Source organism: Streptomyces boetiae (genome assembly GCF_031845405.1).
GTDB lineage: Bacteria > Actinomycetota > Actinomycetes > Streptomycetales > Streptomycetaceae > Streptomyces > Streptomyces boetiae.
This window is the reverse complement of record NZ_JAVREN010000015.1, coordinates 28,882-54,439: the sequence shown is the minus strand read 5'-3', so window position 1 is coordinate 54,439 and position 25,558 is coordinate 28,882. Positions and strand designations below refer to the sequence as shown.

The window sequence follows — 25,558 nt, the reverse complement described above, 5'->3', positions numbered from 1 at the left end:
GCCCCCTCGGGGTCACTGTCGCACCGTGCCCAACGACGGCCGCACCGGTGGTGGACCGGCAGGGCGAGGGCAGTCCCCCGGACGGAGGCGGGGGGTCACCCGGCTGGGGCGCGCGGGCGGGCTCGTCCGGCTCGGGTCGTCAGAGCGTCGGGTCGGGCTCGGCCATCAGCAGGCCCAGGTCGACGGCCCCCGCCATCGCCTGGAAGCCCGCGTCGTTGGGGTGCAGCCCGTCGCCGCTGTCGTACGCCGGCAGCAGCCGCTGCGGGGCCGCCGGGTCGCGCAGCGCCCGGTCGAAGTCCACCACCTCGTCGAAGACCCTCCCCGCGCGGATCTCGGCGTTCACCTGCTGCCGGATGCGCTCCGTCTCCGGGGAGAACCGTTCGTGCGTGCCGAAGGGCGCCAGCGTCACGCCCACCACGTGCAGGCCCGCCGCCCGCGCCTCGTCGGCCAGGCGGCGCAGGCCGTCCACCACCGCCCACGGATCCTCGTGCCCCGGCTCGAACAGGATGTCGTTCACCCCGAGCTGGATCACCAGCGTCCGCACGCGCGGCTGCTGCAGCACGTCCGAGCCCAGGCGGCGCAGGCCGCTCGCCCCGTTCGACGGGCGCTCGGGCGCCGCGTCCACCAGCAGGCGGTTCCCGCTGACGCCCTGGTTGAGCACCGACAGGGCCGGGGCGCCCGGCTCGTCCCGCAGGCGCGCGGCCAGGAAGTCCGTCCAGCGGTGGTTCGCGCCCGGCGTCGAGCCCGCGCCGTCCGTCAGCGAGTCGCCCAGCACCACCACCGAGCCCGCGGCCTGCGCGCTCAGCACGTGCAGCGCGGTCACATAACGCCACGAGTCGACCGTCTCCTGGTACGGCCCGCCCGTCGTGTCGGCGGCCACGTCCCCGGGCGCCGCGTAGCTCGTCTGCCGGGCCATGCGGTGGTAGGTCACCGGGCCCGAGGGCTCCGGCGCGTACACCGTGACCAGCACGTCGGCCGCCGTGGGCACCTTCAGGGACACCGGGTCGCTGAGCACCGAGCCGCCGGCCGGCACGATCACCGTCGCGCCGCCGCCGAACGTCAGCTCCCGCATCGTGTCCGGCCGCGCCGCCGGGCCGCCGTACGCCGAGAGCGCCACCGTGACGCGCGTGAACGTCACCGGCCGCGTGCCGTAACGATTCGACAGCTCCACGCGCACGCTGCTGCCGCCCACCGAGGCGCGCAGGACGTTCCGCAGCGAACGGTCCGGCAGGCCGTCCACCGTCGCGGGCTCCGCACCCGTCGGCGAGGCCGACCACGTGCCCACCCACGCGCTGCGCGCGGCCGGGGTCACCGGCTCGGCGTCCTCGCGCCCCTCCTCCGCCTCCGCGGGAGCCGTCGGCGCCGCCGTGACCTCGCGCTCGCCCTGGCGGCCCGTGCCGATGGCCACCACGACTCCCACCAGCACGGCCATCAGCCCCGCCAGCAGCGCATAAAATCCCCGCCGCACCCTCACCACTCCCACGCGCCCCATGATCCCACGACCGGAGTACCCGGGCTCACCCGGGCGGCCCAGCGGGCCGCGGCCTGCCACCCGCTCCTCCCCGTCCCGGAGCGATACTCCGGGTCCCCCGGACAATGGGACGCATGACGAACGCAGCCGGCTCCCCGCCCGCGCCGACCGTGGCCCGTCTCACGGAGGCCGACGCCGCGAAGCAGCGCGGGCTGCGGCGGATGAAGGCCCTCGCCACCGGCCTGCTCGCCGCCGTGGCCATCGTGTACGCGCTGGCCACCGCCGCCGAACACGGCGGCGCAGGACCCTGGGCCGGGTACGTCGCCGCCGCCGCGGAGGCCGGGATGGTCGGCGCGCTGGCGGACTGGTTCGCCGTCACCGCCCTCTTCCGCCGCCCGCTGGGCCTGCCCATCCCGCACACCGCGATCATCCCGACCAAGAAGGACCAACTCGGCGAGTCCCTGGGCGACTTCGTCGGGGAGAACTTCCTCTCCGAACAGGTCGTCACGGACAAACTCGCCTCCCTCGGCCTCTCCCGCCGCGCCGCCGCCTGGCTCTCCAGCCCCGAGCACGCCGACCGCGTCACCGCCGAACTCGCCACCGCCGTCCGCGGCGGCCTGACCGTGCTGCGCGACGCCGACGTGCAGGCCGTCCTCGCCGAGGCCATCACCCGGCGCGCCGAGGCCACCGAGATCTCCCCGCCGCTGGGCCGCCTGCTGGCCAGGACCGTCGCGGACGGCGGCCACCGGCGCTTCGTGGACCTGGTACTGGCCCAGGCTCAGGACTGGCTGGTCAAGCACCGCGAGGCCGTGCTCGCCGCGGTCGAGGGCGGGGCCCCCGGCTGGACCCCGCGCTTCGTGGACCGCCGCGTCGGGGACCGCGTCCACCGCGAACTGCTGCGCTTCGTCCAGGAGATGCGCGCCTCCCGTGAGCACCCCGCGCGCGAGGCCCTGGACCGCTTCCTCGCGGACTTCGCGGACAAGCTCCAGCACGACGAGGCCACCCGCGCCCGCATGGAGCGCCTGAAGACGGAGTCCCTGGCCCGCCCCGAGGTGCAGGAGCTGATCGCCTCCGCCTGGGCGGCCGTTCGCGCCATGGTCCTCACCGCCGCCGAGGACGAGCACAGCGCCCTGCGCGCCCGCGCCCGCGCCGCCGTCCTCTCCCTCGGCACCCGCCTGACGGCCGACGACCGCCTGCGCGCCAAGCTCGACGGCTGGGTCACCGACGCCGCCCTCCACGTCGTCACCGGCTACCGCCGGGAGATCACCTCCCTGATCAGCGACACGATCGCCTCCTGGGACGCCCGCTCCACCTCCCGCAAGATCGAGCTGCACATCGGCCGCGACCTCCAGTTCATCCGCCTCAACGGCACGGTCATCGGCTCCCTGGCCGGCCTCCTCATCCACGCCCTCACCAGGGTGGCGGGCGGGTGACGCCCGCCGGGGACGGTCGTTGACCCGGGTGACACGGACGGAAGCGCGGGCGGCCCGCGCCGCCGCGCCCGTCCGGCGCCGGGCAGCACCGAGGAGGGGAGGCTCCGATGCCCGTTCGCTGCACCCGGGAGTCCGTTGCCGCCGCGGTGGAGGCCGCGGGCTCCCTGAACGAGGTCATCACCCGCCACGGCGGTCGGGCCGCCGGCGGGTCGCGGTCCTACCTGCGCGCCCTGCTGCGCGGTTGGGGGATCGACGTCTCGCACCTGGACCGGGAGGGCACCCGGCACACCCGCGCGCGCCTTGACGCCGCGGTCCGGGCCTCGTCCAGCACCGCCGAGGTGGTCCGGCGACTCGGCGTCAGCCCCGTCGGCGGCGACCACGCCCACATCGGCCGCCGCATCGCCGCCCTGGGGCTGGACAGGTCCCACTTCGCGGCGGGCGGGCCCCGCTCCTCCGCTCCGCCCCGCCGCAACCCCTTGGTCCTCGTGTCCCGGAGGACGGCCGCGTGCCGGGGGGCGCGGCTGCGGCGGGCGCTCCTGCGCGCGGGCGTTCCCGAGGCGTGCGCCGAGTGCGGTACCGGCCCCGAGTGGAACGGCAGGCCGCTGCGGCTGGAGGTGGACCACGTGGACGGCCGCTGGTGGGACAACCGGCCCGCCAACCTCCGTCTGCTTTGCCCCAATTGTCACGCCGTCACCGACACCCACCGAGGCCGGCGTCGCCCGGCGGACCCCTCAGGGACCTAAAGGTGACGGCCCCCGCGCCCCCGGGCCGCGCCCGCCTCACCCGTGAGGTGCTCGCCGCGGAAGCCGCCGGAAGCGCCGGCCCGGTGACCCTGCTGCGTCGCCTGGGCCTGCCGCTCACCCGCGGCACCTTGCGCTACGTGCGCGGGCGCCTGGCCCACTACGGCATCGACACCGGCCACTTAGCAGACGAGGCACTGCCCGAACGCCCCCGGCTGACGTCCAGCCGCGACGCGCTCGCCGACGCCGCGGCGCGGTCGCGCTCCCTGCCCGAGCTGGCCGCGCACCTGGGCGCCGTTCCCTACGGCGGCCTGCCCGCCCACCTCGCCCGGCGGCTGGACCGCTCGGTATCGACACCTCACACTTCCAGGCCCGCCCTCGCCCGCGGCCATCGGCCGGGCCGCGGCCGGCGCGCGCAGCGTCTCCGGCGTGCTGGCTGCCCTGGATCTGCCCGACACCCGGCGGAACAGGGCCCAGGTCTACGAAGCCCTGCGCGAGCGCGGGACTTCCGCCCCGCGCCTGCTGGGGCAGGCCCACCGCCGGGGCCGCCCGGCCGCGAACCGTCTTCCCGCCGATCTGATCCTCACCGTGCGCGAGCCGGGCTCCCCGCGTGTCAAGCGCGCCCTGCCGGACCGGGCCCTGAAGGAGAAGGGCGTGGCCGAGGTCTGCGCGGAGTGCGGCACCGGGAACCGCTGGCGCGGGAAGCCGCTCGTGCTGGAGATCGACCATGTCAACGGCGACCGCCTGGACAACCGCCTCGCCAATCTCCGTTACCTCTGCCCCTCCTGCCACAGCCAGGCCAGGCCGGCCGGAGACGCGGCGGGCGCCCCCGGCCCGCGTGACGGGTGGCCGGTACAGTAGGGCAGCGGGCCCGTACTCCAGCTGGCTAGAGAGCGCCGGTTTAGGTCCGGTGTGTCGCGGGTTCGAGTCCCGCCGGGCCTACTTCTCCCCTCCGCGTGGGCGGGCCCGTCCATGGTGGACGGCTGCCCTGCGCCGGCCCCGAGCGGGGCAGCGATAGCGTGGGCGCGTACCGACGTGTGCCGGGCTCGGGTCCGGTGACGTGTATCGCAAGGTTTCGGTTTCGCCGGGAGGAACGACCATGGCTACCACGCGTATCGCGACGACGAACTGGGCCGGCTCGCTGCTGGAGGGCTCGGGGGCCGTCGAGCTGAACTCCTCGGGGGTCGGGAAGTTCGACGTCACCTGGGCCTCCCGGTCGCAGGAGGCGAACGGGCGCACCAGCCCGGAGGAACTGATCGCCGCGGCGCACTCCTCCTGCTTCTCGATGGCGCTCTCGCACGGGCTCGCCGGGGCCGGCACGCCGCCGGAGTCGGTGGAGACGCAGGCGAGCGTGACCTTCCAGCCCGGCGAGGGGATCACCGGGATCGTGCTGAGCGTCAAGGCCCGCGTGCCGGGGATCTCGGCGGAGGACTTCCAGGCCGCGGCGCAGACCGCGAAGGAGAACTGCCCGGTGAGCAAGGCGCTGGCGGGCGCGCCGATCTCCCTGGAGGCCGAGCTGCTGGCCTGAGCCCGGCGGCCGGACGGCCGGACGCGGCGCCCCGGCGGGGACTCCCCGCCGGGGCGCCGTCGCGTGCGCGGCCGATAATGGGCGCATGAGTGTGGTGAAGATCAATGTGCTGACGGTGCCGGCGGAGCAGCGCGAGGTCCTGGAGAAGCGGTTCGCCGCGCGAGCGGGGCTGGTGGAGGGCGAGGACGGCTTCGAGTGGTTCGAGCTGCTGCGGCCCGTGGCCGGGACGGACACGTACCTGGTGTACACGCGGTGGCGCAGCGAGGCGGACTTCGAGAACTGGATGAACGGCCGGATGCGGGAGGCCCACCAGGGCGGCGGCGGGCAGCGGCCGGCCGCCGCGGGTGCCGAGCTGTGGTCGTTCGAGGTGGTGCAGCAGGCGGGGCCGGCGGCGTCCGGGGAGGGGGCTACAGCGCCAGGGACAGCAGGGTAGGCGCGGCCTGGCGGTTGAGGGACTCGGCCGCCGAGCGCAGGCGGTGGCCCTCGCCCAGCGGGAGGGAGAGGGCCAGGCAGGCCGCGGTGGACCCGGCGGTGACGGGGACGGCCGCGCACAGCGTGCCGACGGCGTACTCCTGGAGGTCGAGGACCGGCATCGTGGCGGGCTGCCGCTCCAGCGCGCCGAGCAGGGCGTGCGCGTCGGTGATGGTGCGGGAGGTCAGCCGGGCGGCGCGGTGCCGGGAGAGGTGGTCGCGGCGGCCGTCGTGGTCGAGCTGGCTGAGCAGGCACTTGCCGATGGCGGTGGCGTGCGCGGCGGCGCGGAAGTCGACCCACTCGTGGACGGAAGGGGCCTGCGGGGCCTGGGAGGTGGCGGTCACCTCCAGCTCGCCGTCGGCGTAGCGGGCGAAGTAGACGGCGGCGCCGAGGGAGTCGCGCAGCGCGTCGAGGGCCTGCTGGAGCTTCTCGCGGCGCAGGCGCCTGCGCTGGGCGCCGCTGCCGAGCAGGAGCAGGGGGGCGCCGGGGGCGTAGCCGCCGTCGGGGAGGCGGCGGACGTAGCCCTCGCCGGTGAGCCAGCGCAGCAGGCCGGGGAGGGTGCCGGGGGCCAGGCCGGTGCGGGTGGCCAGCTCGTGGGCGGGGAGGCCGCCGGGGCGGGCCGCCAGTGCTTCGAGGATGCGCAGGGCGTCCCGGACGGTCTCGAAGGGTGCCCTGTGACCCGAGGTGGTCGCCACCCGTGGCCTCCTGCCTGCGCCGTGCGTATCAGCGGGTTCTCCCAGGGTAGCGACGAACGCGGGCCCCCGGCGGCGCGTTGGGGGAACGGCCGGGGCAACGGCCGGGGGCGCCGCGGCGGCGCGCGGGCCACGGGGCGGTGGCGCGAGTCACAGGACGGTGCTGTCACAGGACGGTGCTGAGGAACTCCCTGGTGCGCTCGTGCTCGGGGTCGCTGAAGATCTTCTCGGGGGTCCCGGACTCTACGATGCGCCCCTTGTCGAACATCAGCACGGCGTCGGAGATGTCGCGGGCGAAGCTCATCTCGTGCGTGACGACGAGCAGGGTGATGTCGGTGGATTGCGCGATGTCGCGCAGCACGTCGAGGACTCCGGCGACGAGTTCGGGGTCGAGGGCGGAGGTGACCTCGTCCAGCAGCAGCACCTGGGGGCGCATGGCGAGGGCGCGGGCGATGGCCACGCGCTGCTGCTGGCCGCCGGAGAGCTGGCTGGGGTACTTGTCGAGCTGCTCGGACAGGCCGACCAGCTCGATGAGTTCGCGGGCGCGCTGCTCGGCCTCGTCCTTGGAGAGCCCCAGGACGTGCACGGGGGCCTCGGTGACGTTGCGCAGCACCTTCATGTTGGGGAAGAGGTTGAAGTGCTGGAAGACCATGCCGATCTTCTTGCGCACCTCGCGGACGTGCCGCTCGCCGGCCGGGACGAGGCGCCCGTTGCGCTCCTCGTGGGTGAGGCGGTCGCCGTCGACGGTGATGACGCCCTCGTCGGGCTTCACCAGGGTCATCAGCAGCCGCAGGATCGTGGTCTTGCCGGAGCCGGAGGGGCCGATGAGGGTGACGTGCTTCCCGGTGGCCACGGAGAAGTCCAGCCGGTCGAGGACGGTGGTGCCCCCGAAGCGCTTGGTGACGTTCTCGAAGCGGACCAGCTCGGTGCCGGTGGCGCGGCTGGCGGCGTTCTCGTGGGTGTCAGCTGGTGAGGGCAAGGCGGCGCTCCAGGAGGCGGATCAGGAGGGAGGCGGGGTAGGCGATGAGGATGAAGGCGAGGCCGACGATGGTGTACGCCTCGGTGGTGAAGGTCTCGTTGCTGAAGCCCTCGGCCTCGCCGAACATCTCCAGGGCCCCGATGATCCCGATCATGGGGGAGTCCTTGAGCATGGCGATGACGTAGTTGCCCAGCGCGGGCAGCACGCGGCGGATGGCCTGCGGCAGGATCACCGCGCGCCAGGTGCGGACGCGCGGGAGGCTCAGCGCGGTGGCGGCCTCCCACTGGCCGGCGGGGACGCCGCCGATGCCGGCGCGGTAGACCTCGGCCGTGTAGGTGGAGTAGTGCAGGCCCAGGCCGATGATGCCGGTGGTCAGCGGGGAGAGGGAGGGGCCCCACTCGGGGACCACGTAGAAGAGGAAGAAGAGCTGCACCAGCAGCGGGGTGTTGCGCACGAACTCGGTGAACGCGCTCACGGGCCAGCGCACCGCGCGGTGGCCCGAGCGCTGGGCCATGGCCCACACCAGGCCGAGGCTGAAGGCGATGAGGCTGCCGAGGGCCAGCGCCTGGAGCGTGACGAGCACGCCGTCCCAGAAGCGGGGCAGGAAGTCCCCGGCCACCTCCCAGTCCCAGGTCATCCTCTTACCTCCCCCCCCAGGCTCCGCCTGGGGGCGCCCCCAACTCCGGCCACCTGGCTCAAGTGCGTGCAGTCAGTGATCCGCGGCCGGGCGGCCGGGTGTCCGACGCTCATCGTGCGGCACCCCCCGCCGTCAGCGCGCCCGTGCCCTCGCCCGCGTCCTCGCGCAGGGCGAGGCGGCCGAGGCGGCGGCGCCCGCGCGGCGGGGCCTGGCCGACGCCGGCCTTGGCGTGGCGCTCCAGCACGCGCATCCCGCGGGTGAGGACGAAGGCGAAGACGAAGTAGAGGACCAGCAGCAGGGTGTAGACCGGGGCGCTGTCGTTGCTGCCGATCCGGACGAGGTTACCCGCGTAGGTGAGGTCCGCGACCATGATCGTGGAGACCATCGCGGTGCCCTTCATCAGCTCGATGAGGAGGTTGTTGAACGTCGGCAGCATCTCCGGCCACGCCTGCGGGAGTTCGATGCGCCGCAGCCGCTGGAGGCGCGTGAAGCCCAGTGCCACGCCCGCCTCGCGCTGCGCGGTGGGCACGGCGGCCAGCGCGCCGCGCACGACCTCGGAGCCGTAGGCGCCGTAGGTGAGGCCGAGGGCGAGGACGCCGGCATACAGGGGCACGAACTGCCAGCGCAGCATCAGTGGCACGGAGAAGACCAGCCAGAACATCAGGACCAGTGCCGACATGCCGCGGAAGATCTCGAAGTAGCAGCCCGCGAGGAAGCGGACGATCCACAGCCGGGAGGTGCGCAGCGTTCCGACGAGAAAGGCGACGGCGGCGGCGAGCGCGGCGCTGTAGAGGGTGACCTGCACGGTGATCCAGATGCCGGGCAGGAAGTAGTTGTCGAACATGCCCTCGGTCATCATCCGCACAGCTCCTCTGCCGTCAGATCGGTCATCTCCGCCTCGGTGAAGCCGAAGGGGCTGACGATCTCCAGGAGTTGGCCGCTGTCCTTGAGGCGGTGCAACTCCTCGTTGAAGGCGTTGCGGAGGTTGGCCTCGGTGAGGCGGAACGCGAAGCCCCCGGCGCCGAGGGCGGGCTCCCCGTCGATCTCGGGCTGGAAGGGCTCGGTGGCCTCCACGCGGCCGTCGCCCTCGACGACGCCGGTGACGGTGACGTTGGTGCCGGCGAACGCGTGCACCCGGCCCTGGGCGACGGCGTCGCGGCCGGCGACCTGGTCGGGCAGGATCAGCGGGTTCCTCACCCCGGCGGCCAGGGCGTAGTCGAGCTGCGCGTACGCCTGCCCGGTGGCCAGGCGCAGGCCGCGCGCGGCGATGTCCTCGTAGGTGCGGATGTTCTCGGGGTTGCCGCGCGGGACGATCATCGCGTCGAGCATCAGGTAGTCGGGGTCGGAGAAGAGGACCTGGGCGCAGCGCGTGGGGTTGATGTACATCCCGGCGGAGACGACGTCGAACTGCCGCGCCTTAAGGCCCGGGATGAGGGCGCTGAACTCGACGGGCACGGGGGTGACGTCTTCCACGCCCAGGCGCCGGAAGATGACCTTGGCGACCTCGGGGGCCTCGCCGGTGGGCTCGCCCTGGTCGTCGATGTAGCCGAAGGGCGGCTCGTTGGCGATGCCGATCTTCACCCGGCCGCTGTCCCGCAGCCGGTCCAGGAGGCTGCCGCCCTCCACGCGGCCGTCGGCGGCCACCCGGCTGCACCCGGCCGTTCCCAGGGCGCCGAGGGCCCCGAGCGCGACCGAGCCGGTGAGGCCGGTGAGCAGGGAGCGGCGTCCCAGGCCCGGCGCGGGGCGGGGGCCGTCTCTTCGAGGGCGGGTCGGTGTCGCGCGTTCTCTCTCCGGGGGAGCCATGGCCGCGCGGCTACCCAGGCTTTCCAGATCCATGCACACGATCTTCGCGGCGCGTGCGGGGGCCGTCCGTGGCATCGTGGCCGCGACACACCGGCGGAACGACTGGAGGCGAGGACCCGATGCCCGGCAGCAGCGACGAGAGGTTCGTCACCGTGTCCCTGGACAAGCGCGGGGTCAGTTGCACCGCGCGCCTGCTCGACGACCGCGCGCCGGTCACCTGCGAGGCGGTGTGGAACGCCCTGCCGCTCGGCGGGGACGTGTACCACGCCAAGTACGCGCGCAACGAGATCTACGCCCTGATCGAGCCCTTCGCGCCGCAGGAGCCGCCGCTGGAGAACGCCACGGTCACGCCGATCCCCGGCGACCTGTGCTACTTCACCTTCACCGACACCCAGCTCTCCACGGCCTCCTACGGCTACGGCAGCGGCGCGGCGCACCGGGGGCGGGCCACGGTGGTGGACCTGGCGCTGTTCTACGAGCGGAACAACCTGCTGATCAACGGCGACGTCGGGTGGGTGCCCGGCATCGTGTGGGGCTCGGTGGTGGACGGCCTGGAGCGGATGGCGGACGCCTGCCAGGACCTGTGGCGGGCCGGGGCGCTGGGGGAAACGCTCAGCTTCCGCCGGGCCTAGCGCGCCGGGAGCGTGGACGGGGGCGCGAGCGGGGCTCAGCGCGCCGGGGGCGCGGGCGGCGCGGGAACGCCCGCCAGGCCCGCCGCGTACAGGGCGTGCGCGGCGCGCAGCACCAGCGCGTCGGCGTGCCGGGCCCCCACGAGCTGCAGGCCGACGGGCAGCCCGCCGGCGTCCGTGCCGCAGGGCAGGGACGCGGCGGGCTGCTGCGTGAGGTTGAACGGATAGGTGAACGGCGTCCACTCCGTCCACCGCCGCAATCCCGAGCCCTCGGGGACCTCGCGCCCGGCGCCGAAGGCCGTCAGCGGCAGGGAGGGCGTCAGCAGCAGGTCGAAGCGCTCGTGAAAGCCGCCCATCAGGCGCCCGGCGGCCATCCGCACGTCCACGGCGGCCAGGTAGTCCAGCGCGCTCAGCCGCGCCCCGGCCGCGCGGATCTCGGCCAGGCCCGGGTCGAGGGCGGCCTGCTGCGCGGCGTCCAGGTGCTCGGTGACGCGGGCGGCGCCGCTGAACCACAGCGCGTGGAACGCCTCCCGCAGGTGGTCGAGCGGCGGCAGCGGCGGGTCGGCCTCCGTGACCTCCGCGCCGAGCGCGGCCAGCCCGCCGGCCGCGTGCCGCACCGCCGCCTCCACGGCCGGGTCCACCCGGACCTGGCCGCCCAGGGACGGGGAGAACGCCACCCGCAGGCCCCGCAGGCGCTCGATCCCCCGCGTGAGCGCCGCCCGGAAGCCCCCGTGCACCGGCGCGAGCGCCGACCAGTCGCGCGGGTCGGGGCGGGCGATGACGTCCATCAGCAGCGCCGCGTCGCGCGCGTCGCGGGTCATCGGGCCGACGTGGGCGAGGGTGCCGAAGGCGCTGGCCGGGTACAGCGGCACCCGGCCGTAGGTGGGCTTGAGCGCGAAGATCCCGCAGAAGGCGGCCGGGATGCGCACCGAGCCGCCGCCGTCCGTGCCCAGGCTGAGCGGCCCGGCCCCCAGGGCGACCGCCGCCGCACTGCCGCCGCTGGAGCCGCCGGCGGTGCGGGAGGGGGCGTAGGGGTTGCCGGTGACCCCGCTGAGCGGGGAGTCGGTCACGCCCTTCCAGCCGTACTCGGGCGTGGTGGTCTTGCCCAGCAGGACCGCGCCCGCCTCCCGCAGCCGGGCCACCGAGGGGGCGTCCTCCTCCCAGGGGCCCGGTCCTGGCGGAACGGCCGCCACGCCCCGGCGGGTGGGGTGGCCGCGCTGGAGCAGGATGTCCTTCACGGTCGTCGGCACGCCGTCCACGGGACCGGCGGGACGGCGGCGGCGCCAGCGCTCCTCGGAGGCGCGCGCCTGGGCGAGCGCGCCCTCGGCGTCGATGAGGACGAAGGCGTTGACCGCCCGCTGCGCGGCCTCGGCGGCGGCCAGGGCCGCCTCGGTGACGGCCACGGGCGACAGCTCTCCGGAGGCGTAGCGCTCGGTCAGCTCGGTGGCGCTCAGGGCGGTGAGCCCGCCGCCGGCCTGCGCGTCGCCGGGCGCGCCCTGAGCCGGTCCCGGGCGCCCGGCTGGGGCCGCCGCCATCAGGCGTCCGCCTGGCCGGTCGGGACGTACCCCAGCCGCTTGTCCACCACGTTGATCATCGGCCGGCCCGCCACCCATCGGTCGAAGTTGTCGCAGAACTGCTCGGACAGGTCGTCGCGCCACCCGGCCGTGTCCCCGCTCATGTGCGGCGAGACGATCAGGCCCGGCAGCTCCCACAGGGCGCTGTCGCCCGGCAGCGGCTCGCTCGCGAAGACGTCGAGCGCCGCCCCGGCCAGCCGCCCCGAGCGCAGCGCCTCGGCCAGGTCGCTCTCCACGACGTGCTGCCCGCGGCCGACGTTGATGAACCGCGCCGTGGGCTTCATCAGGGAGAACGCCGCCGCGTCGAACATCCCGGTGGTCTCCGCCGTCAGCGGCGCGGCGCACACCACCCAGTCCGCGTCCGGCAGCAGGCGTTCCATCTCGTCCACCGCGTGCACCCGCCCGAAGTCCGGGTCGCCGTCGCGCGCCCGGCGCCCCACCAGCTCGGTTTCCACGCCCAGCGCGCGCAGCGTGACCCCGATGCGCCGCCCGATCGGCCCCGAGCCGACGACCACGGCCAGCGAGCCGGAGACCTTCTGCGCGTCCCGGTGCTCCCAGCGCCGGCGCCGCTGGAGCTCCCAGGTGCGCGGGAAGTCCTTCGCCATCGCGAGGACCAGCCCGGCCACGTACTCCGCGATGGGCCGGTCGAAGACGCCCCGGGCGTTGGTCACCACCGCCTCGGAGGCGGTCAGGGCGGGAAAGAGCAGCCGGTCCACGCCGGCGCTCGCCGTGTGCACCCACGCCGGGTGGCGTACGCCGGGGCCCGGCTCGGGCCAGGCGTCCCGGACGGCGTCGGAGGTGAAGTCCCACACCAGCAGCACGTCGGCCTCCGGCAGCCGCGCGGCCAGGGATTTCGCGTCGCAGTGGGAGACCGTGGCCCGCCCGGCCAGCCGGTCGAGACGGGGCGGGGGATCGTCGTCGAGGACCAGGACGTGAGTTTCGGACATATCGGGGAAACCGTTTCGCAACGCGGTGGTGTTCGGATGACGTGCGGAAGATCGGGCCGACAAATTGACCACCGTAGGAACCGTATCTACCTTCGTCAATGAAGCGTCCTCGCGCCGCCGACGGAGCGTCGGCCGCACGCCGCTTCCCGCACCCTCCGGGCGTTCCCGGGACGTTTGCCCCGGCCCCCGCCGCGCCGCGCCGCCGCGGTGCCGCACGACCGTTCCACAGTTCCCACAGTTCCCACAGTTCCATCGCGTCACCCGCGCTCCCGGCGTTTCCCGTGCCCCGCGGCACGGCGCGCGCCCGCCGCGCGACTGCACCGCCCCGGAGTCCGCCCCGTCCTGATTGGGGGTTGAGGAATGGATGAGCCGTCCCTGGACGTCGCCTTTCTCGGCGGTCCGCTTCCGCAGCGCGGCATCGGAGTCGTCGCGCCCTTCGACTTCGCGCTCGATCGCGAGCTGTGGCGGTGGGTGCCCGACGACGTCTCGCTCCATCTCACGCGCACACCCTTCGTCCCCGTCGAGGTCAGCCTCGATCTGGCCCGGCTGGTGAGCGAGCACGAGACGCTGCGCGAGGCGGTCCGGGCCCTGACCGCCGTGGCCCCCGGCGTGGTGGCCTACGCCTGCACCTCCGGCAGCTTCGTCGGCGGTCTGGCGGGGGAGCGTGCCATGACGGCGGCGATGCGGCAGGCCGGCGACCTGCCGGCGCTGACCACCTCGGGCGCGCTGCTTGAGGCGCTGCGCGAGCTGGGCGCGCGCCGGATAGCCGTGGTCACGCCCTACACCCGCTCGGTCACCGACGCGCTGGAGGGCTACCTGCGCGAGGCCGGGATCGAGGTGTGCGGGCGCAGCTACCTGGGGCTGACCCGGGAGATCTGGCGGGTGAGCTACCGCGACGTGGTCGACATGGCCCGCCGGGTCGTCGCGGACGCCCCCGAGGCGCTGTTCCTCAGCTGCACCAACCTGCCGACCTACGACGTGATCCCGCAGCTGGAGGCCGAGCTGCGGATGCCGGTGCTCTCCGCGAACCAGGTGACGCTGTGGGCCGCGCTGCGCTCCCTCGGCAAGAGAGCGGTGGGCCCGTACCAGGCCCTTCTCGACCCGGTGGCCCGGCGTGGGCCGGCCTCCCTGGCCGCCGAGGCGCCGGCGCCGCTGACCTCCGTGGAGTCCTCCGCGCCCCTGACGGCCGCCGAGACGGCGGCGCCCCTTCCCGACGCGCTCCTTCCCGAGCCGCTCCCCGACGAGGAGGTCTGAATGCCCATCGCCACCGCGGGGTTCCTCTACCCCGGTCACTCCGCCGAGGACGACTTCCCGCGCATGGAGGCGCTGCTGAACGACGCGGGCGCGGACGTGCGCCTGCCGCTGGCGCACACGGACATCGGCACGGACGCGCACCGGGTGGACGCCCTGCTGGAGATGGGCTCGGTGGACCGGCTGACCGCCGGCCTCGGGGAGCTGGCCGCGCGGGAGGCGGAGGCGGTGGTGTGGGCGTGCACCAGCGCCAGCTTCGTCTTCGGCTGGGACGGGGCGGGGGACCAGGTGCGCCGCCTGGCCTCGGCGGCGGGGCTGCCCGCCTCCTCCACGTCCTTCGCCTTCGCGCGGGCCGCACACGCGATCGGCGCGCGCCGCGTCGCCGTGGCGGCGACCTATCCGGAGGACGTGGCGGCGCTGTTCGCCGGCTTCCTGAAGGCGGCGGGCCTGGAGGTGGTGGCGCTGCGCGGCAGCGGGATCATCACGGCGGCGGAGGTGGGGACCTGGGGCCGCGAGGAGGTCCTGGCCCTGGTCCGCGCCGGCGACCATCCGGAGGCGGACGCGGTGCTCCTGCCGGACACGGCCCTGCACACCGCCGCCTGGCTCCCGGACCTGGAAACGGCCGCCGCCAAGCCCGCCCTGACGGCCAACCAGGTCACCGCGTGGGAGGGCCTCCGCCTCCTCGGCCACGCACCGCCCTGCCCGGCCCTGGGCTCGCTCTTCGCGACCCCGGCCTGAACGCGAGCGCGTGGCGCGGCGGCGCGCGCCGTACGACCGCGCCCGCCACGGGCGTTGGCCCGAACGTTCGTGAACCGCCGTGCGGCTAGCGGTGGTGCTTGCCGCTGGTGCGGAAGGTGTGGAGGGCGACGCCCTTGGAGGCCGCCGTGCGGACCGCCTCGTCCCAGGTCAGGGTGCGGGGGCCGTTGGCGAACAGGGGGCCGGAGGCGCGGTCCGCGGCGAGGGCGGTCAGGAGGGCGTCGGCGCGCTCGGCATAGGGGCTCCCCGGGGGCGGGCGGACCGCGTCCGCGTCGGCGACCTGGAGCGCGAGCAGGTCGAGCACCTTCTTGTCGCTGATCCACAGCAGGAGCCACAGGGCGCGGTGCACCACGGGCACGGACTCGTCCGCGAGGAGCCGTTCGAATGCTTCGACGGTCAGGGTGTCAGCCGCGATCATGGCCCGGGAGTATTCCGGCGCGCGGGCGCGCGGACAACACGCGCGTCGTGTACCTCTCGCCACACCGGGCTCAGGAGGGGCCGGCCGCCACCAGCGCCGCGAGGTCGTCGGCGGGCATCGGCCGGGCGTAGTGCCAGCCCTGACCGGTGTCGCAGCCGATCCGGCGCAGCCGCTCGGCCTGCGCGGGACCCTCGACGCACTCGGCGGTGACGGTCAGTCCGAGCTTGTGCGCCAGCTGCACGAGGGAGGTGACGATGGTCTCGTCGGCCGGGTTGAGGTGCCGCGCGGTGCGGAAGCCGCGCACGAAGGTCCCGTCCAGCTTCAGCGCGCGCACCGGGAGGCGGCTGAGGTAGGCGAGGTTGGAATACCCGGTGCCGAAGTCGTCGATGGCGATCCGCACGCCCATGTCGGAGAGGGCCTGCAACGCCCGCAGCGGGCGTCCGGTGGAGCCCATCACGGCGGACTCGGTGAGTTCGAGCTGGAGCAGCCCCGAGGGCAGCCCGGTCTCCCGCAGGGCCTGGGCCACGTCGTGGACGAGGTCGGAGTCCCACACCTGCCGTACCGCGACGTTGACGCTGACGAACATCGGCGGGCGCGGCGGCCCGGGGTGTGCGAGCTGCCAGCGTCTGGCCTGGCGGCACGCCTCCGCCAGCACCCAGCGGCCGAGCGGGACGATCGCGCCGTTCTCCTCGGCCAGGGGGACGAAGCGGTCCGGGCCCAGCACCCCGAACTGCGGGTGCCGCCACCGCACCAGGGCCTCCGCGCCGCGCACCACGTCGTCGGCCAGGCCCACGATCGGCTGGTACTCCAGCACGAACTCTCCGCGCTCCACGCCCTGGCGCAGCGTCGCGGAGAGGGACTGGCGGGTGACGCGGTGGGCGTTGCGCTCGGGGTCGAAGAGGGTCCAGCGGGCGCGGCCGTCGGCCTTGGCCCAGTAGAGGGTGGTGTCGGCGGCCTGCGTCAGCCCGGTGGGGGTGGTGGTGGCCGCTTCGCGCTCGACCACGCCGATGCTGGCGGTGACCGCGACCCGCTGCCCGCCGGTCAGGTCGAACGGCCGGTGCAGCGCGGCCAGCAGGCCCTCGGCCAGCCGGGTCAGCTGCTCGGTGCCGGTGGAGCCCTCGACCAGCACGGCGAACTCGTCGCCGCCCAGCCGCGCCACCAGGTGGCCCCCGGCGCCGGTGGCGCACTGGGCCAGGCGCTGGGCGGCGGCGCCCAGGAGCTGGTCGCCGACGCGGTGGCCGAGGGTGTCGTTGACCGCCTTGAAGCCGTCCAGGTCCACGTAGCACAGTCCGATGCGGCCGGTGGCGGAGTCAGCGAGCGCGGCGGTGAGGCGCTCGAAGAACAGCGTGCGGTTGGGCAGGCGGGTGACCGGATCGTGCATCCGCAGGTGCCGCAGCCGCTGCTGGAGGTCGCGCCGCTCGCTGACGTCCACGACGGTCAGCAGGGCCGCCGCCTCGGGGGAGCCGGTGGGGGTGACGGTGATCTCGGCCCACACGGAGTGGCCGTCGGCGTGCTTGAGGCGGCGGGTGCAGCGCAGCCGCTCGCCGTGGCCGCGCAGCGCCGCCCGGTAGGAGCCGCGGCTGCGGCCGTCGAGCCCGAGGCCGGCGAGGCGGTCGGCGTGCTGCCCGGCCAGCCGCTCCGGCTCGATGCCCAGCAGGGCGCCGAACGCGGCGTTGGCGGAGAGGATGCGCCCGGATGCGCCGACCAGCGCCATGGGCAGATGGGCGATCTGGAAGGCGGCCCGGTAGTCCCGGAGGTGGTCACCCTCCGTGCAGGGGGGCGGGGTCGCCCCGAGGGCGGGTCCGGGGCCGTGGCCCGGTGCGTTGTGGGGTCCGTTCACCGATCGCTCCCGATGGTGTGCTCGGGCGCTCCCCGGCTGCCCGCGTATCCGCGCTGGAAGTGGCGATCATAGAGGCTGCGGCGGGCCCGATCCAGTGGCCCGGGCGCCCGTCGGGGGGCCCGTCGCGCGGGTGCGTCGCGGGCCGTGGAGAAGCTGACCGTTTCTGCGCGGTGACGGTCGGGCTTCGGACCGTTCACGACCGGCGTATACGCAGGGTAATCATACTGGGCCGACTCGGGCGGCCTAGCGAAATGGCGCGTGTCGGGTCAAATGGGGCGAGAGTGGGGGCGATATTCCCTTGAGGTCCCTCAGGGTCTCCCTAGGGGTTTCCCCGAGCCCGATCGGAGGTCCCGTTGCGCCGCGCCCCCCGCAGACCCGCCGCCGTGCTCACCGCCCTGGCCGCCCTGCTGGGCAGCACGATGACCGCGGGCCCCGGCAGCGCGGCCCTGGCCGACGAGCCGTGCAGCCTGCCCCGGGCCGCGCCCGTCCACCACTCCGAGGGCCTGGACACCTGGAACGGCGACTACCCCAAGCCCGTGGGCGCGCTGAACGCCGTGATGCTCTTCCTGTCCTTCCCCGACGCCGCCCCCCGCCTGACCCCCGAGCGGATCGCCTCCGACTACTTCCCGGCCACCTCGGACTTCTTCCGGCAGGCCTCCTACGGCCGCCTCGACCTGCGCGCCGAGGTGATCGGCGACTGGCTGCGGATGCCGCACCCCTCCCGCTCCTACGGCATACGGCGCGACTGGGAGCCCGGCCGCCGCTCCGCCTACCTGCGGGACGCCCTGCGCCTGGTCTCCGAGCGGGTGGACCTGTCCGGCTACGACATGGTCTATCTGGTCGCGGACCCGGACGCGCCCGGCGTGGACTCCGACGCCACCAAGGTGGTCAACTTCGACCGCCCGGTCCCCGTCGGCAAGACGGAGATCCGCCGGGTCGTGACCGTCTTCGAACGCCGCATGCCCGACCGCAACGTCCTGGCCCACGAGACGGGCCACGTCTTCGACCTGCCCGACCTCTACCACCGGCCCGAGAGCGCCTACGGCGACTGGGACACGCACGTGGGGGACTGGGACCTGATGGGCAGCCAATTCGGCCTGGCCCCCGAGCTGTTCGGCTGGCACAAGTGGAAGCTCGGCTGGCTGGGTCCCGGCCACGTCGCCTGCGTGCGCGGCTCCGGCACCACCCTGCACACTCTCCAGCCCCTGGGCGCCCCCCTGGACCGCCGCAGCCCCGAGGCCGACACCCGCCTCGCCGTGGTCCGCACCGGCCCGGCCGAGGCCCTGGTCGCGGAGGCCCGCACGCCGGTCGGCAACGACTCCTCCAGTTGCACCCGCGGCGTGCTGCTCTACCGGGTGCGCAGCGACGTCGCCTCGGCGGACGGGCCGGTGGAGGTCCTCGACGGCCACCCGGACACCGGCGCCTGCCACGCGCGTTCGGTCAACCCGAGCCTCGCGGACGCCCCGCTGGAGACCGGCGAGAGCTACTACGACGCCGCCGCCGGGGTCCGCGTCGAGGTGGGGGAGCGTACGGTCACCGGCGGCTGGGACATCAAGATCGTCCGCGACTGAGGTCCCGTCCCCCGGGGCACGCGAAGGCAAACGACAGGCGCCCCACCCGCCGTGAACCGGCTGGTGGGGCGCCTTGTCGGTGCGCCGCCAGGGACTCGAACCCCGGACCCGCTGATTAAGAGTCAGCTGCTCTAACCAACTGAGCTAGCGGCGCCTGCTGACGTCGTAGACCTTAGCACCCGGACCACGTGGAGCAAAAATCCGATCCACGGCCCCCGACCTGGGCCTCATTCCTCGGGCGAGGGCCGCCCGCGCAGCAGCTTCCGGCCGTAGTCGACCATCTTCGCGGCGTAGTCCTCGGTCCACCCGGCCAGGTCCCCGACGGCCGCCGCGGGCAGGGCGTCGAAGCGGGAGGGGTCGGCCAACTGCGCCGCGGCCATCGCCTGGAACTCCACGGCCCGGTCCGCGGCGGCCTGGAACGCCAGCGCCAGCTCCGTCGCGCGGGCGAGCAGCTCCCCGGGGTCCGTGATCGTCTCCAGCGCGAAGAAGTGCTCCTCGTCCGGCTGCGGCGCGGGCGGCTCGAAGAACAGCGCGGCGGGCCGGCGCGGGCGCCGGGGGCCGCCGCCCTGGTCGGGAGCGGGGCCGGGGTCAGCCATGGAACTGGGCCTCCAGGGTGGGGTGGACGGGCCGCGGCTTCAGGCGGACGGCCCGTGCTGGGCGCCGGCCGCCGCTCCATTGTGCCGCGCCGGCTCGTCGGCGCGGCGGGGCGGTCCCGCCGGTCCGTCCACTGGGCCGCGCTGCGGGTGCACCAGGCGGGACCCGTCCACGGCCGCCGCGGGGCGCGGGGGCGCGTGGCCCGGGGCGTTCGCGGATGCCTGCGCCTGGGCAGGGACCTGGGCGGAGACCTGCGCCTGCGCCCGCGCGGAGACCTGTGCCCGCGCCGGGGCGGGAACGGGCGCCGCGGCCTCCGCGCCCGCCGCGGGCCCCACCCGGTCCTTGATCCGGTCCAGCTTCCGCAGCAGCGGCCCGGCCAGCAGCAGGCCGGCCGTCATCACGACCACGCCCGCAAGCGCGTCGAAGAAGTAGTGGTTCCCGGTGCCCATCACGACGATCGTCGTTATCAGCGGGTAGCCCACGGCCAGGGCGCGGACCAGCGGCGTGCGCGACCCGTAGTGCCACAGCGCGACCCCGCACCACACCGACCAGCCCACGTGCAGGCTGGGCATGGCCGCGTACTGGTTGGTGAAGTCGCCCATCCCGCTGGGCGCGCTGGCGTCGTCGGCCCACCAGCCGTACCCGGCGTACTGCGAGAGGCTGTCCACGAAGCCGTACTCGCCGGGCAGCAGGCGCGGCGGGCTGGTGGGCATCAGCGTGAAGCCGATCAGGCCCAGCAGCGTCGAGGTCAGCAGCCAGGTCCGCATCAGTCGGTAGTGCACCGGGCGGCGGCGGTAGAGCCAGACCAGGATCGCCGGGGTGACGATGTAGTGCAGCGAGGCGTACACGAAGGAGGACGGGACCCCGAGCCACTTCTCCTGGGTGAACAGGTCGTTGAGCGGGCCCTCCAGGTGCATCCAGAGCGAGCTCTCCAGGTGCAGGATGGCCAGCCCGTTGTCCACCGCGGTGGCCACGTCGCCGCGCGCCATCAGGCGCGCCACGGCGTACGCCCCGTACACGACGACGATCACCATCAGCTCGGTCCACCAGCGCGGCCGTACTCGGGGCATGCGGTCTGACTCCATGTGTTCACGTCGTAGGTCACGTCGTTGTCGACGGGGTCCACCGTACGGCGAAGTTACGAACAACAGACGCGGGGGAGCCCGCCGTGGTTGCCTGCGCGATGATGAGGGACGCCCGAGACGCCCGGTGCGCGGCGTCACGACCGAAAGGACCCGTATGGCCCCCGCCCGCATCCTGCTCCTCCGCCACGGCCGCACCTCCTGGTCGGTGGCCGGGCGACACACCGGCCTCACGGACGTTCCGCTGCTGGAGGAGGGCAGGGCGCAGGCCAAGGCGCTGGGCGCGCGGCTGCACGCCCGGCCGTGGGACGGCCTGCCCGGCGCCCTCGTGGCCACCAGCCCGCTCTCCCGGGCCCGGGACACCTGCGAGCTGGCCGGGTTCGGGGACCGCGCCGCCGTGTGGGAGGACCTGCACGAGTGGGACTACGGCGAACAGGAGGGCCGCACCACCGAGGAGATCGCGGCGGCCCGCGGCGGGGACTGGGTCATCTGGCGCGACGGGGTCACCGGCGGGGAGAGCAGGGAGCGGCTGTCCGCCCGCGCCGACGAGGTGATCGCCCGGGTCCGGGACGCGGGCAGGGACGCGGTGCTCTTCGCCCACGGCCACATCCTGCGTTCCCTCGCCGCCCGCTGGCTCGGCGAGGACCTCTCCTTCGCCGCGCGCCTCCGCCTGGACGCCGCCGCCCTCTCCGTCCTGGGCTGGGCCTACGGCGCCCCCGCCCTCGAACGCTGGAACGACACGGGCCACCTGGACCCGACGGCCTGAGGCGTCGGGCGGGTCAGGGGGGTCAGGCCCGCACCGGGCCGGCCGGGGAGGGGGCCGGGAGCGCGGCAGCGCGGTCCAGGAAGGCGGCGACCGTGGAGTCGGCGCGGGCGGGGGCCAGGCGGCGCGCGGTGCGGGAGAGCAGGCCGGTCAGGCGGGAGGAGCGCACCTGGCCCAGCAGGGCCAGGGCCCGGGAGCCGGCCGCCGCCGCCTCCTCGGGAGAGCCGCCCTTCGCCAGGTGCGAGGCCAGCTCGGCGGTGTAGAGGGCGCCGTTGCGCGCGAAGTGCGGGTCGCGGGCGGCCAGTCCGGCCGCCGCGGCCGAGCGCCGGGCGGCCCGCTCCCAGTCGCCCAGCAGCGCCCAGCAGGACGCCTCCTGGCTCGCGGACTCGGCGGGCCCGAAGAACGACATCCACTCCGGAACGCCCGCCCCCGCGCCCTGTGCCCGGTGCCCCTCGGCGCGCGCCAGCGCCTCCCGCGTGCCGCGCGCGTCCCCGAGCGCCGCGCGCGCCGCCGCCTCGCGCAGCGCGAGCAGCTCCCGCAGCGCGGGGGAGCCGAGCCGCCGCGCCGCCTGCTCCCCTGCCTGGGCGGCGCGCGCCGCCTCCCGGGGGTGGCCCGCGGCCCGCGCGAGGAAGGCCGCGTTGCAGAAGGCGTGCGCCTCCAGCGCCGCGTCGCCCGAGACCCGCGCGACGGCCAGCGCCTCGGCGTAGTGGGAACGCGCGTCCTCCAGGCGGCCCGAGTCGTGCGCCAGCCAGCCCACCGAGATGGCCAGCTCGCCCGCGCCCGCGTACAGCCGCTCGGAGACCGCGCGCTCCCGCGCGCCGGCGTCGAGCAGGTCCTGCGCGGCGCGCAGCGCGGCGGCGGCCGGCCGGTAGAGGGCGTCCGCCCCGAACCGGTCGTCCAGCAGACGCAGGTCGCGGACCGCGCGGCGCAAGTCGTCTGCCTCGGCCGCCCCGGGGCGGCCGGACGCCGCCGCGGCGGGCAGGGCGCCGAGCGCGGTCAGGGACACGGCGGCGGCCGGGCCGCCGGTCAGCAATGCGCGACGCAGCACGTCGCCCTCCTCCGGGTCGTCGGTGCTCCTGGCCGGCGCCGGCGGCGGGAGCGCGGGCCGCGGGGGCCGGCGCCGGCGGACCACCAGCCGGGGCTGGAACCCGAGCTCGGCGAGGGAACGGCCCGGGAACATATGAAGGAATACCCGTTCATAGGCGTAGTTAGGGCACCTGATCTCTCCGGACTCGACCCGGCCGATGTACCGCGCGTCGCAGCACACCCGCTCGCCGATCTCGCGCGCCGCCCGCCGCACAGCGGCGGCGAACTCACCCTGGGACAGCGGCCCGCGCAGCCGCCGGAACGCCTCGTTGGGGGACGTGTCCATGGCCGGGAAGGTACCGGCTGTGGTCGCGCGGCTACGTCCGTATCAACCGGAATATCTCCATAAGCCCGGCATATACCCCCACATTTGCCATGAACTGCCACCCGTTACGGCGGAACCGGGCCGTAGCCGTTGACAGTGGTCGCGCGTTGAACAACACGCCCCACTGCCGAGCCTGAAGGAGGACCCCATGGCGGCCAGCGACGACGCCGCATCCGGCGAGCAGCCCTGCGATCTGGTCACCGTGCCCGCGCGGGAGGGACTGGAGGCCGTGGACATCCTGCGGCTGCGCCACCGCGTCGGCCCGGTGCTGCACGACCGGGAGGGCGACACGCTGGGCTTCCTCGTCCCGCCCGGCACGGCCGAGGGCTGGGACCTCCCCGGCAGCGCCTGTACCCAGACCTTCGGCGCCCCGCCGCGCGGCAAGCAGCCCCCCGTCTCCGGCAGCGGCTGGCTCGTCCCGCCGGGCGGCGCCACCGGCGACACCACCGAGCCGGACCGCCTGCGCGCCGCGCTCCGCGAGGCCGTCACCCTGCTGCGCGCCGTGGACCGCTGCCAATAGCGCCCCCCGCGCGCCCGGCGCACCCGTCACACTGGGGACGTGGCGAGGAGACCGGAGCGGCGGAACGGACGGCAGCGCGCCGCCGCCGGCCCCACCGAGGCCGTGGACGGCGGCCAGGCCCGCCTGGTGCCCGACCCCGGGCGTTCCCGCGCCTACGAGCTGCTCCTCGACGGCGCCCCGCAGTCGCACGTGGACCTCGCCGAGCCCACCCGGCTCGCCTTCGAGTACCAGCGGCGCCTCGGCCACCTCGCCGACCTCGCCGCGCCGCCCCGGCAGCCGCTGACCGTGCTGCACCTGGGCGGCGGCGGGCTCACCCTCGCCCGCTACGTGGCCGTCACCCGGCCCCGGTCCTCCCAGCAGGTCGCCGAGCCCGACGCCCGGCTCACCGCCTTCGTCCGGCGCGAGCTGCCCCTGCCCGGGGGCGCGCGGATCCGCGTCCGGGCCCTGGACGCGCGGGAGTTCCTGGCCCGCGCCCCCGAGGGGCTGGCCGACCTGGTGATCGCGGACGTCTTCGCCGGGGCGCGCACGCCGGCGCACTGCACCAGCGCGGAGTTCGTGGACCTGGCGCGCCGCGCGCTGCGGCCCGGCGGCTGGTACGCGGCGAACGTCGCGGACGGGCCGCCGCTGGCCCACCTGCGCGGTCAGGCCGCCACGCTGCTCAGCCGGTTCGGGCACGTGGCCCTGGCCGCCGAGCCGGGGACGCTGCGCGGGCGGCGCTTCGGCAACGGGGTGCTGTGCGCCTCGGACGGCCCGCTGCCCGTCGCGGAGCTGGCGTCGCGCTGCGCGCGGGACCCGCTGCCGGCCCGGCTGCTGGCGGGGCGCGAGCTGGAGGACTTCACGGCCGGGGCCCCGGTCGTCACCGACCCGACGGCCGCGGCTTCGCCGCCGCCCCCGCCGGGGACGTTCGCCTGAAGCGGCGCTCCGGCCCGGAGCGCCGTGGCGGTCAGGAGCACCAGAAGAGGAAGCAGTCCTCGTCGTCGTCCCCGCCGCCCTGGCCGTCGTCCTCTGTCGGGGAGGGGCCGGAGGAGGGCGGCTGCGTCGGGCCGCCGGAGGAGCTGGGCGGCTCCTCGCCGTCCGAGGGGCCCTGACCGTCCTCGGGCGGGGCCGAGGTCCGCGCGGCGCCGTCCTCCTCCTCGGGCGGGCTGTCGGCGGCCTCCTCCGTCTCCTCGCCGGGCTCCTCGTCCTCGTCCGCGCCGGGGGAGGCGTCCCCGCTCGCGCCGGGGTCCCGGCCGTCCTCAGTGCCGGGCCCGCCCGTGGCCGCCCCGGGCAGGTCCGTCTCCTGGCCGGTCCGCCCGCCCTCCCCCGACTCCGCCGGGCTGCTGCCGGGGGCGGTCGGGGAGGCGGCGGCCTGGGGACCGTCGTCCTCGAGGGTGGCGCCCCCGGCCGGAATGACCATCTCGCCGACCTCGGCCACGGCCACGCCCAGCACGATCACGCCGAGCACGCAGGCGATGACGTAACGGCGGCGCATCCGCCGCCGGGCGGCGGCCTGCCGCAGCGCGGCCCGGCGCCCCGGCACGGCCGGGGGCCAGGCCTCGGGCGCCGGCGCCCAGGACTCGTCCCTGTCGTCCCTCTCGGTCTCCGCGCCCTCCGCGCCCTCCGCCACCGGCAGCTCCCCGGTGGCCCCCTCATCCACGCGCGGCAGCGGGCGCGTGCCGGGCTCCTGGTGGGCCGTGACCTCCCGCTGCCCGGTGGAGGCATCGCCCGGGCGGGGCAACGCCCGCGTGCCGGGCTCCCCGAAGGCGAACGGCCCACCCGGGGCGTGCCCCACGGTCTCCCGCCCCCCGTGCCGCGGGCCCTCCGCCGCGGGGCCCTCCGGCCCCGGGCCCGCATCGCCCCGCTCGCCCGGCCGGTGGCCCGCCCCGTCCGGGCCGTGGCCGGCCGCATCCCAGTGCCCGCCCCGGTCGCCACCGGCATCCCACGCCCCCGCCAGGCCGCGGCCCGGCGCGGCCTGGCCGCCCTTTTCCGGTCCGGAGGCGGCGGATCCGTCCCAGCCGTGGCCGGGAACGCCCCGCACCGCCTCGCCGTATTCGGGGACGTCGCCCCCAAGGCCCGCGGGGCCCGGCGCGCTCTCCCCGCCCCGACGGCGGCCCGGCGCCTGCCGGCCGTCGCGGGGGTGGGCCGTGCCCCGGGTGGGGCCGTCGCGGTACGGCGAGGTCGAGCCGTACGCGACCGTGGCCCACGGGCCCGGCGCGGGGTCCGGCTCCGGGTCCGGGCCGGCGGCCCCGGGCTCCGTGCCGTCCGTGCCGTCCGTGGGGGCGGGCGTCGGCGCGTCGGCCGGGCGGCGTGCCGCGTCCGCGCGCTCGGACCAGTGCGTCGTCTCGCCGCATCCCGGACATATCAGCGCGCCGTTGAGGTGCCGTCGACAAGGGGTGCAGTAGTCCATGGCGTCCCGAGCTGTTCGAGGGTGGGCGGTTGGCCGGTGGGTGGCGAACACCCTAGCGGCAG

Annotated in this window: 26 protein-coding genes and 2 tRNA genes; 13 read left to right on the top strand and 15 right to left on the bottom strand. The window is 75.6% G+C overall.

Translation table 11 applies throughout. The features are described from left to right. Positions 1–139: 139 nt before the first annotated feature. Complete coding sequence (locus RM780_RS12700; RefSeq protein WP_394812951.1) at positions 140–1,492, bottom strand: SGNH/GDSL hydrolase family protein; 1,353 nt, start codon at positions 1,490–1,492, stop codon at positions 140–142. 104 nt (positions 1,493–1,596) lie between these two features. Here RM780_RS12700 and RM780_RS12695 point away from each other — a divergent pair, with 104 nt between their 5' ends. The 6 genes from RM780_RS12695 (at position 1,597) to RM780_RS12670 (ending at position 5,605) form a co-directional block, all read left to right on the top strand. Beyond that, complete coding sequence (locus RM780_RS12695; RefSeq protein ID WP_311630763.1) at positions 1,597–2,904, top strand: DUF445 domain-containing protein; 1,308 nt, start codon at positions 1,597–1,599, stop codon at positions 2,902–2,904. A 107-nt stretch (positions 2,905–3,011) separates the two neighbouring features. After that, positions 3,012–3,647 (top strand): HNH endonuclease signature motif containing protein, encoded by a 636-nt coding sequence (locus tag RM780_RS12690; protein WP_311630762.1) that lies wholly within the window; start codon positions 3,012–3,014, stop codon positions 3,645–3,647. 426 nt (positions 3,648–4,073) lie between these two features. Beyond that, the gene (locus RM780_RS12685) at positions 4,074–4,505 is read left to right on the top strand and encodes an HNH endonuclease signature motif containing protein (protein ID WP_311630761.1); all 432 of its coding nucleotides are present in this window, start codon (positions 4,074–4,076) and stop codon (positions 4,503–4,505) included. 6 nt (positions 4,506–4,511) lie between these two features. Next, positions 4,512–4,586: transfer RNA gene (locus RM780_RS12680), tRNA-Leu, on the top strand. Positions 4,587–4,743: 157 nt separating this feature from the next. Next, complete coding sequence (locus tag RM780_RS12675; protein WP_311630760.1) at positions 4,744–5,172, top strand: OsmC family peroxiredoxin; 429 nt, start codon at positions 4,744–4,746, stop codon at positions 5,170–5,172. An 85-nt stretch (positions 5,173–5,257) separates the two neighbouring features. Continuing rightward, positions 5,258–5,605, top strand: a complete 348-nt coding sequence (locus RM780_RS12670; protein ID WP_311630759.1) for an antibiotic biosynthesis monooxygenase family protein — start codon at positions 5,258–5,260, stop codon at positions 5,603–5,605. On the opposite strand, the gene RM780_RS12665 is transcribed toward RM780_RS12670, so the two are convergent. The 5 genes from RM780_RS12665 to ehuB all read right to left on the bottom strand — a co-directional run bounded on the left by RM780_RS12665 (position 5,580) and on the right by ehuB (position 9,754). After that, positions 5,580–6,338, bottom strand: coding sequence for an IclR family transcriptional regulator (locus RM780_RS12665; protein ID WP_311630758.1), 759 nt, complete (start codon positions 6,336–6,338; stop codon positions 5,580–5,582). The genes RM780_RS12670 and RM780_RS12665 overlap by 26 nt on opposite strands. 163 nt (positions 6,339–6,501) lie before the next feature. Further along, the gene (gene ehuA, locus RM780_RS12660; RefSeq protein ID WP_311630757.1) at positions 6,502–7,314 is read right to left on the bottom strand and encodes an ectoine/hydroxyectoine ABC transporter ATP-binding protein EhuA; all 813 of its coding nucleotides are present in this window, start codon (positions 7,312–7,314) and stop codon (positions 6,502–6,504) included. Further along, on the bottom strand, positions 7,298–7,951 hold the full coding sequence (gene ehuD / locus RM780_RS12655; protein WP_311630756.1) for an ectoine/hydroxyectoine ABC transporter permease subunit EhuD: 654 nt from the start codon (positions 7,949–7,951) through the stop codon (positions 7,298–7,300). Before ehuD ends, ehuA begins: the two co-directional genes overlap by 17 nt. A 109-nt stretch (positions 7,952–8,060) precedes the next feature. Continuing rightward, positions 8,061–8,810 carry an ectoine/hydroxyectoine ABC transporter permease subunit EhuC gene (gene ehuC / locus RM780_RS12650; RefSeq protein WP_394812950.1) on the bottom strand — a complete coding sequence of 250 codons (750 nt, stop codon included), beginning with the start codon at positions 8,808–8,810 and terminating at the stop codon, positions 8,061–8,063. Next, positions 8,807–9,754 carry an ectoine/hydroxyectoine ABC transporter substrate-binding protein EhuB gene (gene ehuB, locus RM780_RS12645; RefSeq protein ID WP_311630823.1) on the bottom strand — a complete coding sequence of 316 codons (948 nt, stop codon included), beginning with the start codon at positions 9,752–9,754 and terminating at the stop codon, positions 8,807–8,809. Before ehuB ends, ehuC begins: the two co-directional genes overlap by 4 nt. A 119-nt stretch (positions 9,755–9,873) precedes the next feature. On the opposite strand from ehuB, the gene RM780_RS12640 reads away from it, so the two are divergent. Beyond that, positions 9,874–10,386, top strand: a complete 513-nt coding sequence (locus tag RM780_RS12640; protein ID WP_311630755.1) for a DUF3830 family protein — start codon at positions 9,874–9,876, stop codon at positions 10,384–10,386. A 35-nt stretch (positions 10,387–10,421) separates the two neighbouring features. On the opposite strand, the gene RM780_RS12635 is transcribed toward RM780_RS12640, so the two are convergent. Together RM780_RS12635 and RM780_RS12630 are read right to left on the bottom strand one after the other, a co-directional pair. Beyond that, the gene (locus RM780_RS12635; protein WP_311630754.1) at positions 10,422–11,918 is read right to left on the bottom strand and encodes an amidase; all 1,497 of its coding nucleotides are present in this window, start codon (positions 11,916–11,918) and stop codon (positions 10,422–10,424) included. Next, a complete protein-coding gene (locus RM780_RS12630) occupies positions 11,918–12,904 on the bottom strand; it encodes a D-2-hydroxyacid dehydrogenase (protein ID WP_311630753.1) in 987 nt (328 codons plus the stop codon). The genes RM780_RS12635 and RM780_RS12630 overlap by 1 nt, the downstream gene beginning before the upstream one ends. Before the next feature lie 375 nt (positions 12,905–13,279). Here RM780_RS12630 and RM780_RS12625 point away from each other — a divergent pair, with 375 nt between their 5' ends. Together RM780_RS12625 and RM780_RS12620 are read left to right on the top strand one after the other, a co-directional pair. Continuing rightward, a complete protein-coding gene (locus RM780_RS12625; RefSeq protein WP_311630822.1) occupies positions 13,280–14,158 on the top strand; it encodes a maleate cis-trans isomerase family protein in 879 nt (292 codons plus the stop codon). Beyond that, positions 14,159–14,893 carry a maleate cis-trans isomerase family protein gene (locus tag RM780_RS12620; protein ID WP_311630752.1) on the top strand — a complete coding sequence of 245 codons (735 nt, stop codon included), beginning with the start codon at positions 14,159–14,161 and terminating at the stop codon, positions 14,891–14,893. 85 nt (positions 14,894–14,978) lie between these two features. On the opposite strand, the gene RM780_RS12615 is transcribed toward RM780_RS12620, so the two are convergent. Next, positions 14,979–15,329, bottom strand: a complete 351-nt coding sequence (locus RM780_RS12615; RefSeq protein ID WP_311630751.1) for a hypothetical protein — start codon at positions 15,327–15,329, stop codon at positions 14,979–14,981. A 70-nt stretch (positions 15,330–15,399) separates the two neighbouring features. Further along, on the bottom strand, positions 15,400–17,169 hold the full coding sequence (locus tag RM780_RS12610) for a putative bifunctional diguanylate cyclase/phosphodiesterase (protein WP_394812949.1): 1,770 nt from the start codon (positions 17,167–17,169) through the stop codon (positions 15,400–15,402). A 353-nt stretch (positions 17,170–17,522) separates the two neighbouring features. Here RM780_RS12610 and RM780_RS12605 point away from each other — a divergent pair, with 353 nt between their 5' ends. Continuing rightward, positions 17,523–18,740, top strand: coding sequence for a M6 family metalloprotease domain-containing protein (locus RM780_RS12605; protein ID WP_311630750.1), 1,218 nt, complete (start codon positions 17,523–17,525; stop codon positions 18,738–18,740). 80 nt (positions 18,741–18,820) lie between these two features. On the opposite strand, the gene RM780_RS12600 is transcribed toward RM780_RS12605, so the two are convergent. From RM780_RS12600 to RM780_RS12590, 3 genes are all read right to left on the bottom strand, one after another. Continuing rightward, positions 18,821–18,894 (bottom strand) — tRNA-Lys (locus RM780_RS12600). A gap of 73 nt (positions 18,895–18,967) precedes the next feature. Continuing rightward, the gene (locus RM780_RS12595) at positions 18,968–19,336 is read right to left on the bottom strand and encodes a hypothetical protein (RefSeq protein WP_311630749.1); all 369 of its coding nucleotides are present in this window, start codon (positions 19,334–19,336) and stop codon (positions 18,968–18,970) included. Positions 19,337–19,375: 39 nt separating this feature from the next. After that, complete coding sequence (locus RM780_RS12590; RefSeq protein ID WP_311630748.1) at positions 19,376–20,404, bottom strand: phosphatase PAP2 family protein; 1,029 nt, start codon at positions 20,402–20,404, stop codon at positions 19,376–19,378. A 169-nt stretch (positions 20,405–20,573) separates the two neighbouring features. Between RM780_RS12590 and RM780_RS12585 the strand changes: the two genes are divergently transcribed. Further along, the gene (locus tag RM780_RS12585; RefSeq protein WP_311630747.1) at positions 20,574–21,182 is read left to right on the top strand and encodes a histidine phosphatase family protein; all 609 of its coding nucleotides are present in this window, start codon (positions 20,574–20,576) and stop codon (positions 21,180–21,182) included. Positions 21,183–21,204: 22 nt separating this feature from the next. Here RM780_RS12585 and RM780_RS12580 read toward each other — a convergent pair whose 3' ends face one another. Next, positions 21,205–22,551 (bottom strand): tetratricopeptide repeat protein, encoded by a 1,347-nt coding sequence (locus RM780_RS12580; RefSeq protein WP_311630746.1) that lies wholly within the window; start codon positions 22,549–22,551, stop codon positions 21,205–21,207. 187 nt (positions 22,552–22,738) lie between these two features. Between RM780_RS12580 and RM780_RS12575 the strand changes: the two genes are divergently transcribed. Together RM780_RS12575 and RM780_RS12570 are read left to right on the top strand one after the other, a co-directional pair. Next, complete coding sequence (locus RM780_RS12575; RefSeq protein WP_311630745.1) at positions 22,739–23,110, top strand: hypothetical protein; 372 nt, start codon at positions 22,739–22,741, stop codon at positions 23,108–23,110. Between the two features lie 39 nt (positions 23,111–23,149). Beyond that, on the top strand, positions 23,150–24,022 hold the full coding sequence (locus tag RM780_RS12570) for a spermidine synthase (RefSeq protein ID WP_311630744.1): 873 nt from the start codon (positions 23,150–23,152) through the stop codon (positions 24,020–24,022). Between the two features lie 31 nt (positions 24,023–24,053). Here RM780_RS12570 and RM780_RS12565 read toward each other — a convergent pair whose 3' ends face one another. Further along, a complete protein-coding gene (locus RM780_RS12565) occupies positions 24,054–25,496 on the bottom strand; it encodes an SCO2400 family protein (protein WP_311630742.1) in 1,443 nt (480 codons plus the stop codon). Between the last annotated feature and the right edge of the window lie 62 nt (positions 25,497–25,558).

Bases quoted from the DNA above. Each gene is read 5' to 3' on its own strand.
- RM780_RS12700 (WP_394812951.1), bottom strand. From the start codon at position 1,492: ATGGGGCGCGTGGGAGTGGTGAGGGTGCGGCGGGGATTTTATGCGCTG.
- RM780_RS12695 (WP_311630763.1), top strand. From the start codon at position 1,597: ATGGGACGCATGACGAACGCAGCCGGCTCCCCGCCCGCGCCGACCGTG.
- RM780_RS12690 (WP_311630762.1), top strand. From the start codon at position 3,012: ATGCCCGTTCGCTGCACCCGGGAGTCCGTTGCCGCCGCGGTGGAGGCC.
- RM780_RS12675 (WP_311630760.1), top strand. From the start codon at position 4,744: ATGGCTACCACGCGTATCGCGACGACGAACTGGGCCGGCTCGCTGCTG.
- RM780_RS12670 (WP_311630759.1), top strand. From the start codon at position 5,258: ATGAGTGTGGTGAAGATCAATGTGCTGACGGTGCCGGCGGAGCAGCGC.
- ehuD (WP_311630756.1), bottom strand. From the start codon at position 7,951: ATGACCTGGGACTGGGAGGTGGCCGGGGACTTCCTGCCCCGCTTCTGG.
- ehuC (WP_394812950.1), bottom strand. From the start codon at position 8,810: ATGATGACCGAGGGCATGTTCGACAACTACTTCCTGCCCGGCATCTGG.
- ehuB (WP_311630823.1), bottom strand. From the start codon at position 9,754: ATGGCTCCCCCGGAGAGAGAACGCGCGACACCGACCCGCCCTCGAAGA.
- RM780_RS12640 (WP_311630755.1), top strand. From the start codon at position 9,874: ATGCCCGGCAGCAGCGACGAGAGGTTCGTCACCGTGTCCCTGGACAAG.
- RM780_RS12635 (WP_311630754.1), bottom strand. From the start codon at position 11,918: ATGGCGGCGGCCCCAGCCGGGCGCCCGGGACCGGCTCAGGGCGCGCCC.
- RM780_RS12630 (WP_311630753.1), bottom strand. From the start codon at position 12,904: ATGTCCGAAACTCACGTCCTGGTCCTCGACGACGATCCCCCGCCCCGT.
- RM780_RS12620 (WP_311630752.1), top strand. From the start codon at position 14,159: ATGCCCATCGCCACCGCGGGGTTCCTCTACCCCGGTCACTCCGCCGAG.
- RM780_RS12615 (WP_311630751.1), bottom strand. From the start codon at position 15,329: ATGATCGCGGCTGACACCCTGACCGTCGAAGCATTCGAACGGCTCCTC.
- RM780_RS12595 (WP_311630749.1), bottom strand. From the start codon at position 19,336: ATGGCTGACCCCGGCCCCGCTCCCGACCAGGGCGGCGGCCCCCGGCGC.
- RM780_RS12590 (WP_311630748.1), bottom strand. From the start codon at position 20,404: ATGCCCCGAGTACGGCCGCGCTGGTGGACCGAGCTGATGGTGATCGTC.
- RM780_RS12585 (WP_311630747.1), top strand. From the start codon at position 20,574: ATGGCCCCCGCCCGCATCCTGCTCCTCCGCCACGGCCGCACCTCCTGG.
- RM780_RS12580 (WP_311630746.1), bottom strand. From the start codon at position 22,551: ATGGACACGTCCCCCAACGAGGCGTTCCGGCGGCTGCGCGGGCCGCTG.
- RM780_RS12575 (WP_311630745.1), top strand. From the start codon at position 22,739: ATGGCGGCCAGCGACGACGCCGCATCCGGCGAGCAGCCCTGCGATCTG.
- RM780_RS12565 (WP_311630742.1), bottom strand. From the start codon at position 25,496: ATGGACTACTGCACCCCTTGTCGACGGCACCTCAACGGCGCGCTGATA.